14 protein-coding genes are annotated in these 13276 nt (G+C 70.7%); 9 read left to right on the top strand and 5 right to left on the bottom strand.

From position 1 onward, the window contains the following. Window positions 1-4 precede the first annotated feature (4 nt). From ACFVIU_RS18095 to ACFVIU_RS18070, 6 genes are all read left to right on the top strand, one after another. Entirely contained in the window at window positions 5-487 is a 483-nt protein-coding gene (locus tag ACFVIU_RS18095; RefSeq protein WP_385843502.1) for a succinate dehydrogenase hydrophobic membrane anchor subunit, read from the top strand. Window positions 488-506: 19 nt separating this feature from the next. After that, window positions 507-2261: a succinate dehydrogenase flavoprotein subunit gene (sdhA, locus tag ACFVIU_RS18090; protein ID WP_385843501.1), complete on the top strand. Its 1755-nt coding sequence runs from the start codon at window positions 507-509 to the stop codon at window positions 2259-2261. Then, window positions 2261-3022 (top strand): succinate dehydrogenase iron-sulfur subunit, encoded by a 762-nt coding sequence (locus tag ACFVIU_RS18085; RefSeq protein WP_385843499.1) that lies wholly within the window; start codon window positions 2261-2263, stop codon window positions 3020-3022. The genes sdhA and ACFVIU_RS18085 overlap by 1 nt, the downstream gene beginning before the upstream one ends. A 108-nt stretch (window positions 3023-3130) precedes the next feature. Then, on the top strand, window positions 3131-3673 hold the full coding sequence (locus tag ACFVIU_RS18080) for a hypothetical protein (protein WP_385843498.1): 543 nt from the start codon (window positions 3131-3133) through the stop codon (window positions 3671-3673). A 40-nt stretch (window positions 3674-3713) separates the two neighbouring features. Then, window positions 3714-4139 (top strand): VOC family protein, encoded by a 426-nt coding sequence (locus tag ACFVIU_RS18075; protein WP_385843496.1) that lies wholly within the window; start codon window positions 3714-3716, stop codon window positions 4137-4139. A 63-nt stretch (window positions 4140-4202) separates the two neighbouring features. Further along, window positions 4203-4931, top strand: coding sequence for a TetR/AcrR family transcriptional regulator (locus ACFVIU_RS18070; RefSeq protein WP_385843494.1), 729 nt, complete (start codon window positions 4203-4205; stop codon window positions 4929-4931). A 9-nt stretch (window positions 4932-4940) separates the two neighbouring features. Here the strand turns inward: ACFVIU_RS18070 and ACFVIU_RS18065 are convergent, their stop codons facing one another. Both ACFVIU_RS18065 and ACFVIU_RS18060 read right to left on the bottom strand, forming a co-directional pair. Further along, complete coding sequence (locus ACFVIU_RS18065; protein ID WP_385843493.1) at window positions 4941-6485, bottom strand: ABC transporter substrate-binding protein; 1545 nt, start codon at window positions 6483-6485, stop codon at window positions 4941-4943. Window positions 6486-6759: 274 nt separating this feature from the next. Further along, on the bottom strand, window positions 6760-6999 hold the full coding sequence (locus tag ACFVIU_RS18060) for an SCO4848 family membrane protein (protein ID WP_385843491.1): 240 nt from the start codon (window positions 6997-6999) through the stop codon (window positions 6760-6762). Between the two features lie 97 nt (window positions 7000-7096). On the opposite strand from ACFVIU_RS18060, the gene ACFVIU_RS18055 reads away from it, so the two are divergent. Next, a complete protein-coding gene (locus tag ACFVIU_RS18055; RefSeq protein ID WP_385843490.1) occupies window positions 7097-8347 on the top strand; it encodes a D-alanyl-D-alanine carboxypeptidase family protein in 1251 nt (416 codons plus the stop codon). Here the strand turns inward: ACFVIU_RS18055 and ACFVIU_RS18050 are convergent. Next, the gene (locus ACFVIU_RS18050; RefSeq protein ID WP_385843489.1) at window positions 8295-9218 is read right to left on the bottom strand and encodes a YihY/virulence factor BrkB family protein; all 924 of its coding nucleotides are present in this window, start codon (window positions 9216-9218) and stop codon (window positions 8295-8297) included. The genes ACFVIU_RS18055 and ACFVIU_RS18050 overlap by 53 nt on opposite strands. A gap of 115 nt (window positions 9219-9333) precedes the next feature. On the opposite strand from ACFVIU_RS18050, the gene ACFVIU_RS18045 reads away from it, so the two are divergent. Continuing rightward, complete coding sequence (locus ACFVIU_RS18045; RefSeq protein WP_385843488.1) at window positions 9334-10620, top strand: FAD-binding protein; 1287 nt, start codon at window positions 9334-9336, stop codon at window positions 10618-10620. A 38-nt stretch (window positions 10621-10658) separates the two neighbouring features. Then, complete coding sequence (locus ACFVIU_RS18040) at window positions 10659-11393, top strand: SDR family NAD(P)-dependent oxidoreductase (protein ID WP_385843486.1); 735 nt, start codon at window positions 10659-10661, stop codon at window positions 11391-11393. Window positions 11394-11400: 7 nt separating this feature from the next. On the opposite strand, the gene ACFVIU_RS18035 is transcribed toward ACFVIU_RS18040, so the two are convergent. Further along, complete coding sequence (locus ACFVIU_RS18035; RefSeq protein WP_385843485.1) at window positions 11401-11976, bottom strand: 2'-5' RNA ligase family protein; 576 nt, start codon at window positions 11974-11976, stop codon at window positions 11401-11403. Window positions 11977-12168: 192 nt separating this feature from the next. After that, complete coding sequence (trpS, locus tag ACFVIU_RS18030; protein WP_385843484.1) at window positions 12169-13185, bottom strand: tryptophan--tRNA ligase; 1017 nt, start codon at window positions 13183-13185, stop codon at window positions 12169-12171. Window positions 13186-13276 lie beyond the last annotated feature (91 nt).

Raw genomic sequence — 13276 nt, 5'->3', positions numbered from 1 at the left:
ATCCATGGCCACCACTGAATCCACCGCGTCCGGAGTCGGCCCCGTCGAGGGTGCCCCCGTCTACACCGTCGACAACCCGGCCCCGCTCATCGAGGCGCCGCGCAAGCGCACCAAGAAGACCCCGCGTTCCACCCGGGGCAACTTCGAGATGGCGGCCTGGCTCTTCATGCGCCTGTCCGGCATCGTGCTGGTCGTCCTGGTCCTCGGCCACCTGCTGATCCAGCTCGTGCTGGACGGCGGCGTCTCCAAGGTCGGCTTCGCCTTCGTGGCCGGCCGCTGGGCGTCCCCGTTCTGGCAGGTCTGGGACCTGCTGATGCTGTGGCTGGCGATGCTGCACGGCGCCAACGGCCTGCGCACGGTCATCAACGACTACGCGGAGCGGGCGGCCAGCCGTATGTGGCTGAAGGCCCTGCTCTACACCGCCACGGTGTTCACCATCCTGCTCGGCACGCTGGTGATCTTCACCTTCGACCCGAACATCCGCTAGGCACGGGGCTGCGAGAAACATGAAGATCCACAAGTACGACACCGTCATCGTCGGCGCCGGCGGCGCGGGCATGCGCGCCGCCATCGAGGCGACCAAGCGCAGCCGCACCGCGGTCCTGACCAAGCTCTACCCCACCCGCTCCCACACGGGCGCCGCGCAGGGCGGCATGGCCGCCGCGCTCGCCAACGTGGAGGACGACAACTGGGAGTGGCACACCTTCGACACGGTCAAGGGCGGTGACTACCTGGTCGACCAGGACGCCGCCGAGATCCTGGCGAAGGAGGCCATCGACGCCGTCCTCGACCTGGAGAAGATGGGCCTGCCGTTCAACCGGACCCCGGACGGCGCCATCGACCAGCGCCGCTTCGGCGGTCACAGCCGCAGCCACGGCGAGGCGCCGGTGCGCCGCGCCTGCTACGCGGCCGACCGCACCGGCCACATGATCCTCCAGACGCTGTACCAGAACTGCGTCAAGGAGGGCGTGGAGTTCTTCAACGAGTTCTACGTCCTGGACCAGCTGATCACCGAGGTCGACGGCGTCAAGAGGTCGGCCGGTGTGGTGGCGTACGAGCTGGCCACCGGCGAGATCCACATCTTCCAGGCGAAGGCCGTCATCTACGCCTCCGGCGGCTGCGGCAAGTTCTTCCGGGTGACCTCCAACGCGCACACCCTGACCGGTGACGGCCAGGCCGCCGTGTACCGGCGCGGGCTGCCGCTGGAGGACATGGAGTTCTTCCAGTTCCACCCGACCGGCATCTGGCGCATGGGCATCCTGCTGACGGAGGGCGCCCGCGGTGAGGGCGGCATCCTCCGCAACAAGGACGGCGAGCGCTTCATGGAGAAGTACGCGCCGGTCATGAAGGACCTCGCGTCCCGTGACGTCGTCTCCCGCGCCATCTACACGGAGATCCGCGAGGGCCGCGGCTGCGGTCCCGAGGGCGACCACGTCTACCTGGACCTGACCCACCTGCCGCCGGAGCAGCTGGACGCCAAGCTCCCGGACATCACCGAGTTCGCGCGGACCTACCTCGGTATCGAGCCGTACACGGACCCGATCCCGATCCAGCCGACCGCGCACTACGCCATGGGCGGCATCCCGACCAACGTCGAGGGTGAGGTCCTGGCGGACAACACCACGGTGGTCCCGGGCCTGTACGCGGCCGGCGAGGTCGCCTGTGTCTCCGTGCACGGCGCCAACCGCCTCGGCACCAACTCGCTGCTGGACATCAACGTGTTCGGCCGCCGCGCGGGCATCGCCGCCGCCGAGTACTCGGCCAAGAACGACTACGTGGAGCTGCCGGAGAACCCGGAGTCCCTGGTCGTCGAGCAGATCGAGCGGCTGCGCAACTCCACCGGCACCGAGCGGGTGGCCACCCTGCGCCGTGAGCTCCAGGACTGCATGGACGCCAACGTCATGGTGTTCCGCACCGAGCAGACGATCAAAGCGGCCGTCGAGAAGATCGGCGAGCTGCGGGAGCGCTACCGGAACGTGGCGATCCAGGACAAGGGCAAGCGGTTCAACACCGACCTGCTGGAGGCCATCGAGCTGGGCAACCTGCTGGACCTGGCCGAGGTCATGTGCGTCTCGGCGCTGGCCCGCAAGGAGTCCCGCGGCGGTCACTACCGCGAGGACTACCCGAACCGCGACGACGTCAACTTCATGCGCCACACCATGGCGTACCGCGAGGTCGGCGCCGACGGGGCCGAATCCATCCGTCTCGACTACAAGCCGGTCGTCCAGACCCGCTACCAGCCGATGGAGCGTAAGTACTGATGGCTACCCCTGTTCTGGACAAGGTCGAGGCGGAGTCCGCGGCCTCCCCGTACATCACGGTCACCTTCCGGATCCGCCGGTTCAACCCGGAGGTCGCGGCGGAGGCCGTGTGGGAAGACTTCCAGGTGGAGATCGACCCCAAGGAGCGGGTCCTCGACGGCCTCCACAAGATCAAGTGGGAGCTCGACGGCACCCTCACCTTCCGTCGGTCGTGCGCGCACGGCATCTGCGGCTCGGACGCGATGCGGATCAACGGCAGGAACCGCCTCGCCTGCAAGACGCTGATCAAGGACATCAACCCCGAGAAGCCGATCACGGTCGAGCCCATCAAGGGCCTGACGGTCCTGAAGGACCTGATCGTCGACATGGAGCCGTTCTTCCAGGCGTACCGGGACGTCATGCCGTTCCTGGTCACCAAGGACACGAACGAGCCGACGCGCGAGCGTCTCCAGTCGCCGGAGGACCGGGCGCGCTTCGACGACACCACGAAGTGCATCCTGTGCGCGGCGTGCACCTCGTCCTGCCCGGTGTTCTGGAACGACGGCCAGTACTTCGGTCCGGCCGCCATCGTGAACGCCCACCGCTTCATCTTCGACAGCCGTGACGAGGCGGGCGAGCAGCGGCTGGAGATCCTCAACGACCGCGACGGCGTGTGGCGCTGCCGCACGACCTTCAACTGCACGGACGCCTGCCCGCGCGGTATCGAGGTCACGAAGGCGATCCAGGAAGTGAAGAGGGCGCTGATCACCCGGCGCTACTGAGCCGACGCCTGGCACAATGCGAGGGGCCGTTCTCCCGGTGACCGGGGGGACGGCCCCTCGTCGGCAGTACCCACACACACGGCATCTTCGTCATCGGGGGGCAGCAGCATGTCCGAGCAGAATCCGTACCAGAACGGCGGCGGTGGATGGGGTCCGGGGCAGCCGCCCGCGCAGCCGCCGACACCGCCCGCGCAGCCCGGTTACGGCTACCCCCATCCCGCCCCGGCCTACGACGCGGCCGGGTACCCCGAGGTGCCGGGGCCGGGCTTCCCCCAGCAGCAGGGGGCTCCGGCGCCGATGGGCGGCGCACCGCTGGTGGCCATCGGGGACATCACGGTGACGGGCGATCAGATCGTCACCCCGGCCGGCACCATGCCGCTGCGCGGTGCGGTGTGGAACGCCACCGACATGTCGCACACCGAGGAGAAGATCCCGTCGCACGCCATCGTGCTGGCGATCATCTTCTTCATCTTCTGCCTGCTCGGCCTGCTCTTCCTGCTGATGAAGGAGAAGAAGACCACCGGCTACGTCCAGGTCACCGTGACCAGCGGCGGCCGGCACCACCAGACCATGATCCCGGCCACCGGTCCGGAGACCTTCCAGATGGTCATGGGCCAGGTCAACTACGCCCGTTCGCTCAGCAGCATGTGAAATCACGGGTCGCGGCCGCTCCGGCGCCTATTCTGACGGTATGTCAGACGACCAGTCGTACGAACCGCTCGGATTCGACAACGTCCTGCTGCCCGTCGGGGACCTCGGCGCGGCCGTCGGCTTCTACGAGCGCGCCGGGTTCGCGGTGGCCTTCCGTTTCGACGAGGCGGGCATCGCGCTGCTGAAGGTCGGCGGCGAGACGCCCGGCATCCTGCTGCGGCACGAGGAGGTGCTGGGACACCGGCCGCCGCCCTGGCCCTCGCCACGGGTGTGGATCGAGGTGGCGGACGCCCGTACGGCGGCCCGCTCCCTGGCGGCCGCGGGCATCGCACCGCTCGACGGGCCCTTCCCGGTGGCCACCGGCTGGACCGTGGAGATCGCCGACCCGTGGGGCAACGTCATCGGGTTCACGGACTACACCAAGCGCCCGGAGCTGGGCCGCAGCGGCCGCCTGGTGGCGAGCTGAGCGGGCCGGGCCGGCGGCCGACCTGGTCCGAGGGCGCCCGCGTCACTCGTTAGGCTCTGCATCGTGCCCGTGAAGTACGACGGCCCCGAGGCGGCCGGCTCCCCCAGCAGCAAGTCCGAGCAGACCCGCGCGCTGATCCTGGAGACCGCGATGCGGATGTTCCAGGAGCGCGGGTACGACAAGACGACCATGCGGGCCATCGCCCAGGAGGCCGGGGTCTCGGTAGGCAACGCCTACTACTACTTCGAGGGCAAGGAACACCTGATCCAGGGGTTCTACGACCGGATCGCCGCCGAGCACCAGCAGGCGGTGAGGGAGGTCCTGGCCCGGGAGACCGACCTGGAGGCGCGGCTCGCGGGCGTGCTGACCACGTGGCTGGACATCGCGCGGCCGTACCACGAGTTCGCGGTGCAGTTCTTCAAGAACGCCGCCGACCCGGACAGCCCGCTCAGCCCCTTCTCACCGGAGAGCGAGCACGCCCGGGAGCAGGCGATCAGCGTGCACCGGGAGGTGCTGGCCGGCTCGAAGACGAAGGTGGCGCCCGAACTCCGGGAGGTGCTGCCGGAGTTGATGTGGCTGTCCCAGATGGGGCTGATCCTGTACTGGATCTTCGATCGGACGCCGGGGCGCGAGCGCAGCTACCGGCTGGCGCGGCGCGGGGCCCGGCTGACCGCGCGCGGCGTCTCCCTGGCCCGGTTCCGGGTGCTGCGCCCCCTGGTCCTGGAGGTCCACGAGCTGTTCACGGACTTCCTGCCGGGCATGACGAGGGCGCTGCCGGATCCGGGCCGGTGAGCGGACCGGTCAGATCCACTGGAGGCGCCACAGGCGGAACACGCCCGTGCCGTCGTCCAGGTACTGGCCGCCGCCCACGTCCTCGGTGCTGACCACGTACTCCTTGCGCTGCCACAGCGGGATCAGCGGCACGTCCCGGGCCACGTCGGCCTGGATGTCCCGGAAGTCCTTCGCGGCCCGGGAGCGGTCGGTGTACTGCTGGCTGTCCTGGATGAGACGGTCGACCGCCTTGTTGCTGTAGCCGGTGCTCATGGTGGAGCCGGTGCCGACGAGCGCGGAGCCGAAGGTGTCCGGGTCGGGGTAGTCGGCCACCCAGCCGACCGCCCAGGCGTCCATCTGCCCGGCCGCCCAGCGCTTCTGGAAGTCGGTCCACTCGTAGCCCTTGACGTCCACCTGGAACAGACCGCCCGCCTCCAGCTGCTTCTTCAGCGTCGCCGCCTCCTGCTCGCCGGCGCCCCGGTTGCGGCCGTAGCCGAAGGTGAAGCGGACGGGCAGGGAGACCCCGGCCTCGGTGAGCAGCGCCCGCGCCTTCTGCACGTTCTGCGTCGGGTACGCGTCGAAGAACGAGGTGGTGTGGCCGGTGATGCCGGTCGGGATCAGCGAGTAGAGCGGATCGACGGTGCCCTGGTACACGGTGGCGGCCAGCTGTTCGCGGTTGACCAGCCAGGCCAGCGCCTGCCGTACCCGGGGGTCGTGCAGCGGGGAGCGGGCGCGGGTGTTGAGGTACAGGTTGCGGGTCTCGGAGCTGTCCGACTCGGTGATGCGGCTGTTCGGGTCGCTGGGGTTCAGCCGGGACAGCACGCCCGGCGGCAGGGTGCGGCTGGCCACGTCGATCTGCCGGGACTTCCAGGCGTTGTTCAGCTGGTCGGAGTCGGTGTAGTAGCGCAGCTCGACCGGGCGTCCGGTCCCGCTGAGGTAGCCCTTGTAGCGGGGGTTGGGGTCGAGGTCGGCCTTCGCGCCCTTGGTGTACGAGGTCAGCGTGTAGGGGCCGGTGCCGTCGACCGAGGTGCCCTTGCGCAGGGCGTTCGCCGGGTACTTGTCCTTGTCCACGATCGCACCGGCGCCGGTGGCCACCTTCAGCGGCCAGGTGGCGTCCGGGGTCGACAGGTGGAAGGTCACCTTCCTGGTGCCGTCGACGGTGACCGAGCCGAGGGTGCCGAAGAGGGAGGCCGGGCCGACATCGGAGTTGATCTTCTTGACCCGGTCGAAGGAGTACTTCACGTCCTCGGCGGTCATCGCCCGGCCGCTCGGGAAGGTGATGCCGTCGCGGAGCGTGCACTGGTACGTCTTCGAGCCGCTGCCCACGAAGGAGCAGCTCTGCGCCGCGTCCGGGACCGGCTCCACGCCACCCGGCTCGAACGTGAGCAGCGTCTGGAAGACGTTGCTGAAGAGGGCCCAGGAACCCGCGTCGTACGCGCCGGCCGGGTCCAGGTCCGTGACGGCGTCCGTCGTACCGACCGTGATCGTCTTGTTCTTGTCCTCCTGCGACGGCAGCAGCTGCCAGCCGCCGATTCCCACGGCCGCGAGCACGAGCAGCGTCACGAGAATCCGCATGCGAACAGATCGCATGGTGGTGCCCTCCCCAGGCCCTTCCAGGCCCTACCCCTGGACCAGCACGAATGAGCCACTTCCCCAGAGTGGCGCGGCTCACCTAATCACACCGGTTTCACCTGGGGGAAGGGCTTTCTGACCAGTAGGCGCAAGAACTTACCGAAGCGTTGTTATCCCCCTGTTTCACAGGCCCTCCACACCGGAGCGATCGTTTCCGGCAGCCGGGTGGTGTGAGAAAGGTCCCGGGTGGGGTGCGACTCCTGCCCGGGTGAGGGGGTCAGGGGGTGTGGCGGAGGGTGCGGAGGCTGCGCAACCCGATGGCGCCGATGGCCGTCCCCAATACGAAGGACACGACGGCCAGCAGCAGGTGGACCCAGAAGTAGGCGGTCGGGTGGCCGTGGTGGAAGGCGAGCCCGCTGGCGTCCATCCATAGATTCTTGACGAAGGTGACCCAGATGACCCAGGACCACACCCCGAAAGCGAGCAGGAACCAGGAGACCGGGCGGCTTAGCTTCATGCGACCAGTATCGCCGTCCGCGCTCCGGCTCCGTGCCGGGGGTGGCGATGGGCCACGACGTGGAACTTCGCCGTCCGCGCCAGGTACGTTTCCCAGCGTGCCCGCACCCAAGAAGACCAGCCGACGCCTGCTGTCGGCCGCCTGTGTCACCCTGCTGTCGCTGTCCGTCGCCACCCCCGCCGCCCTCGCCGCCCCCACCCCCTCCGCGCGTGCGACCGCCACGCCCCCGAACGGCATGTCCACGGTGGGCGGCGCCCGGCTGGGCCAGGCCGGTACACAGGTGAACCTCGCCCCGGGCGTGCCCGTGCTGCCGAAGGACCTCACCGCGCTGTCCTGGATCGTCTCGGACGCCGAGTCCGGCGACGTACTCGCCGCGCACAACGCGCACTGGCAGCTCCCCCCGGCCAGCACGCTGAAGATGCTCTTCGCGGACACCGTGCTGCCCCGCTTCCCGAAGACCATGGAGCACAAGGTCATCCCCGGGGACCTGGCCGGCATGGGTGCCGGGTCGAGCGTGGTCGGGATAAAGGAGGGGCGCTCCTACTCCGTCCACGACCTGTGGCTCGGGGTCTTCCTGCGCTCGGGCAACGACGCCGTGCACGTCCTCGCGCACATGAACGGCGGTGTCCCGCAGACCGTCCAGGACATGCAGCAGCACGCCGACGAACTCCAGGCGGACGACACCCACGTCGTCTCGCCCGACGGGTACGACGAGCCGGGCCAGGTGTCGTCGGCGTACGACCTGACGCTGTTCGCCCGGTCCGGCTTGCAGAAGAAGGACTTCCGGGACTACTGCTCGACCGTGCGCGCCACCTTCGAGTCCGGTGAGATCCGCAACACCAACCGGCTGCTCAGCGGGGACACCGATGTGCCCGTCTACCAGGGCATCGCCGGGGTGAAGAACGGCAACACCACGAACGCGGGCGCCACCTTCACCGGCGTCGCCGAGCGCAACGGCCGGGTGCTGCTCGTCACCGTGATGAACCCGCAGAAGCACGAGCACAACGAGGTCTACAAGGAGGCCGCCCGGCTGCTGGACTGGGGCTTCCAGGCGGCCGGCAAGGTCACGCCGGTGGGCGAGCTGGTGCCGCCGAAGAGCGTCGCCGCCGCCAACGGCCGGCCCAGCCCGGGCGCCTCCGCGCAGAGCGGCTCCGCGCAGGGCGGCTCGGGGATCGGCGGCCCCGCGGCGAAGCCGGTAGCCGGTTCGGCCGCCGGGGGCGGGGCCGGCGGGGTGGGCACCGCGCTGGCCATCACGGGCGGCGCGCTGATGCTGCTCGCAGCCGCCGCGTTCCTGGTCAACCGCCGTTGGCCGCTGCCGGACCTGGTACGCCGGCGGACGCGTCCGTGACACCGTCCGGCGCCGCCGCCTCCGTGTGCTGGGTGGCCGTCCAGGACGCGCAGTACAGGACCAGCTTCGAGGTGAAGTTGATCCACAGCAGCAGCGCCACCGGGACGCCGAACGCGCCGTACATGCTCTTCGCGGCGATCCCCTGGATATAGCCGCTGAGCAGCAGCTTCAGCAGTTCGAAGCCGACCGCGCCGAGCAGTGCCGCGACCAGCAGGCGGCGGCGCGGCGGCTCGACCCCGGGCAGCAGGGTCAGGACGTAGAGCAGCACGAGGAAGTCGGCGAGCGCGGCGACCGCGAACGCGGCGATGCGGAGCAGAACCACGCCCCAGCCGTGCTCGCTCAGCCCGAGCAGCCCGGAGAGCCCGCCGACGGCGGCCGAGGCGAGCGTGGACGCGGCGAGCGTGATCAGCAGGGCGCCGCCGAGCCCGAACAGGATGCCGGCGTCCTTGGCCTTGGCGACCAGCGGGTTCTCCGGCCGGTCGGGCAGCTCCCAGACCGCGCGCAGACAGTCCCGGGTCTGGCCGACCCAGCCGATGCCGGTGAACAGCAGCAGGGCGCCCGCGATGACGCCGACGGTGCCGGCGTTGTCCACCAGCGAGGTCAGGTTCAGCTGGTTGGAGATGACCCCCGGGAACTGCTCGGCGATCTTGTGCTCGACCGTCTTCTGCCGGCCGGGGCTGAGCGTGGCGGCGCTGACCGCGGCCACCAGGGTCAGCAGCGGGAACAGCGCCACGAAGCTGATGAACGTCATCGCCGCGGCCAGCCGCGACCACTTCACCCGGTCCAGCCGCTCGTACGACCGCCACGCGTGGGTGGCCGTGAGCCAGGTGACGGCCGGCCCGATGACGGGCAGCTTCTTGAGCCAGTCCATGATCCTCTCCTGCCCCGAGGACGCGCTGGTATGACATCCCACTAATCACCCATTGTGTGGAGTGGGCGAATGTTCAGTAACTAACCACCCATACACGGGCGATACGGTCACCGACATGCCTGGAGACACCGTTTCCGTCATCCGTCCGCGCACGTACGAGGAGGCCGCGGCCGCCGTACGCGACTGCGGGGCCCGCGGCACCGTCGCACGCGGTTCCGGCCGGGCGCACGGGGACGCGGCACGCAACGCCGGCGGCGCCGTCCTCGACATGGCCGGCCTCGACCGGATCCATGTCGTCGACGCCGCCGAGGGTCTTGTGCTGTGCGACGCCGGGGTCTTCCTGCACCGGCTCGCCGAGGTGCTGCTCCCGCTCGGCTGGTTCGTGCCGGTCGCCCCCGGCCCCCGCCCGGTGACGGTCGGCGGGGCGATCGGCGCCGACCTGCACGGCCCCAACCAGCATGTCTCCGGCTCCTTCTCCCGCCATGTGCTGTCGCTGGAGATGCTCACCGCCGACGGCGAGGTCCGCACGGTACGGCCGGGCACCCCGCTGTTCGAGGCGACGGCCGGCGGGATGGGCCTGACCGGCGTGATCCTCACGGCCACGATCCGGCTGCTCCCGGTGCAGACGTCGTATCTGACCGTCGACACCGAACGCGCCCCCAGCCTCGACGTCCTGATGGACCGTCTGGCCGCCGCCGACCACCGCTACCGCTACTCCGCCGCCCGGGTCGACCTGACCGCCCGGGGCGCGGCGACCGGCCGCGGCGTCCTCGTCCGCGGCGACCACACCCCGCTCGACGCCCCCGGCGCGAGCCCCTGGCGGCGGCTGTCGGCCGCCCTGCCCCGCACCCCGCTGCCCGCGGCCCCCGCCGCCCGGCTCGGCCGGATCGCCGCCGGACTCGTGGACGGCCTGTGGTTCCACACCGTCCCCCGGGCCCGCACCGGCGAACTCCGGCGGCTGTCCGCTTCCTTGCGCCCCCTGCACGCCCTGCCCCAGGGAGGCCGCAGTGTCGTGCCGTACCGGTTCGTCGTCGGGCACGGCCAGGAGGAGACCCTGCACCGCATCGTGCGGCGCGTGGCCGGCCGGCGGGGTGCGGCCGGTCCGGGGGTGCTGAAGCGCTTCGGCGAGGCGGACCCCGGCTGGCTGTCCTTCCCGCTGCCCGGCTGGAGCCTCGCCCTGGAGTTCCCGGCCGCGCTGCCCGGGCTCGCCGGCCTGCTCGACACCCTGGACGAGGAGGTCGCCGCGGTCGGCGGCCGGGTCTGTCTGGCCGCGGACGGCCGGCTGCGCCCCGATCTGCTCGCCGCGATGTACCCGCGGCTGGGCGACTTCCGCTCCCTGCGGGCGGAACTGGACCCCCGCGGGGTCTTCGTCTCGGACCTGGCCCGCCGTCTGGGCCTGTGACGACCACTGCACGCCCGGCCCGTCTTCGAGGAGTTGTCGTGAAGGACGCCTTCGGCCTCCCCCAGTCCCTGCTCGTCCTCGGCGGCACGTCCGAGATCGCGCTCGCCACCGCCCGCCGGCTGATCGCCCGCCGCACCCGTACGGTGTGGCTGGCGGGCCGCCCCTCCCCCGCGCTGGAGCGGGCCGCCGAGAGCCTGCGCGCCCTCGGCGCCGACGCCCGCACGGTCGACTTCGACGCCCTGGACCCCGAGTCCCACGAGACCGCGCTCGGCAAGGTCTTCGCCGAGGGCGACATCGATCTGGTGCTGCTCGCCTTCGGCATCCTCGGCGACCAGGCGCACGACGAACGCGACCCGGTACGGGCCGTCCGGGTCGCGCAGACCAACTACACCGGCGCCGTCTCCGCGGCCCTGGTCGCCGCCCGTGCGCTCCAGGCGCAGGGGCACGGCTCGCTGGTGGTGCTGTCCTCCGTCGCCGGGGAACGCGCCCGGCGCGCCGACTTCATCTACGGCTCCAGCAAGGCCGGTCTGGACGCCTTCGCCCAGGGTCTCGGCGACGCGCTGCACGGCACCGGCGTGCACGTCATGGTCGTACGCCCCGGCCCGCTGCGGGCGGCGGGCCCGCTGGGCACGACCCCGGAGGAGGTGGCCGCGGCCGTCGAACTGGGGCTGCGCCGGGGCTCGGAGGTGGTGTGGGTGCCGGGTCGGCTACGCCTGCTGATGTCGGCGCTGCGCCACACCCCGCGCCCGCTGTACCGACGGCTCCCCCTGTAGAGCCCTGCTAGGAGACCGTGCTGCGGTTCGCGCCGCGCAGGGCCTGCGGCGGCACCAGCGCGCCGCCGAAGCTGTACTCCCGCAGCTTGCGCCACACCTCGTCGGCGCCCTGCTGGTACAGCGCGAACCCGGTGCACGGCCACTCCGCCTCGAACCCGGCCAGCTCCTCGAAGGCGCGGTCCATCGCCGCCTCCTCGATGCCGTGGGCGACGGTGACATGCGGGTGGTAGGGGAACTGGAGCTCGCGCGCCACCGGCCCGGAGGAGTCCCGGACCCGCTGCTGGAGCCAGGTGCAGTCCTCGGCGCCCTCCACGACCCGGACGTAGACCACCGGGGACAGCGGGCGGAAGGTGCCGGTGCCGGACAGCCGCATCGGGAAGGGCCGGCCGGCCGCGGCGACCGCGCTGAGGTGCGCCTCGACGGCCGGCAGGTCGGCCTCGTCCACCTCGGTCGGCGGCAGCAGGGTGACATGGGTGGGGATGGAGTGAGCCGCGGCGTCGCCGAAGCCCGCGCGCCGCTCCTGGAGCAGGCTGCCGTGAGGCTCCGGAACCGCGATCGACACGCCGATCGTTACGGTCCCCACGTCGTCTCCTGTCGTCGCGTCTGTCGTCTTGTCACAGCCGTGCCGTCCGGCCGTCGGCTATCGACTGTACGGCCATGGAAGTCCTGTGGGCAGGCGCAGCGGAAGTGATGTGCAGCGCTCCACCCACCAGGACGTGTGTACGGCCGTGCGCCCCAGCGCCGGTCCGTGCGGCGCGGTGCCGGTCCGTGCCCCTCAGTGCCTCGGCGGGAGGAAGCCCACGCGGTCGTACGCCTGTGCCAGCGTCTCGGAGGCGACGGCGCGCGCCTTCTCCGCGCCCTTGGCGAGGATCTTGTCGAGGCTCTCGGCGTCGTCCAGGTACTGCTGGGTGCGCTCCCGGAACGGGGTGACGAACTCGACCATGATCTCGGCGAGGTCGGTCTTGAGCGCGCCGTACATCTTGCCCTCGTACTCCTGCTCCAGCTCGGCGATGGAGGTGCCGGTGAGCGTGGAGTAGATGGTGAGGAGGTTGGAGACGCCCGGCTTGTTCTCCGCGTCGTAGCGGATCACGGTGTCGGTGTCGGTGACGGCGCTCTTGACCTTCTTGGCGGTGGTCTTCGGCTCGTCGAGCAGGTTGATGAGGCCCTTCGGCGTGGACGCCGACTTGCTCATCTTGATCGACGGGTCCTGGAGGTCGTAGATCTTCGCCGTCTCCTTGAGGATGTACGGCGCCGGGATGGTGAACGTCTCGCCGTAGCGGCCGTTGAACCGCTCGGCCAGGTCCCGGGTCAGCTCGATGTGCTGGCGCTGGTCCTCGCCGACCGGCACCTGGTGGGCCTGGTAGAGGAGGATGTCCGCGACCTGGAGGATCGGGTACGTGAACAGGCCGACGCTCGCCCGGTCGGCGCCCTGCTTGGCGGACTTGTCCTTGAACTGGGTCATCCGGCTGGCCTCGCCGAAGCCGGTGAGGCAGTTCATGACCCAGGCGAGCTGGGCGTGCTCGGGGACGTGGCTCTGCACGAAGAGGGTGCAGCGGTCCGGGTCCAGGCCTGCGGCCAGCAGCTGGGCCGCGGCGAGGCGGGTGTTGGCGCGCAGGTCCGCGGGGTCCTGCGGGACCGTGATCGCGTGCAGGTCGACGACCATGTAGAAGGCGTCGTGGGATTCCTGGAGGGCCACCCACTGGCGGACGGCACCGAGGTAGTTGCCGAGGTGGAACGAACCGGCGGTGGGCTGGATGCCGGAGAGCACGCGGGGGCGATCAGCAGTGGCCATGGTGCCCATTCTCTCATCGGCTGGGGGTGTGATTGGCCCGGGAGGTGGGGGGTGGTTGTGGGGCGCGGGGGACTGCGGGCCGTCCGTGGCT

This window comes from Streptomyces sp. NPDC127190 (assembly GCF_042672505.1).
Taxonomy (GTDB): domain Bacteria; phylum Actinomycetota; class Actinomycetes; order Streptomycetales; family Streptomycetaceae; genus Streptomyces.
The sequence above is the reverse complement of the archived record's forward strand: the minus strand, read 5'-3'. Positions and strand labels throughout refer to the sequence as shown.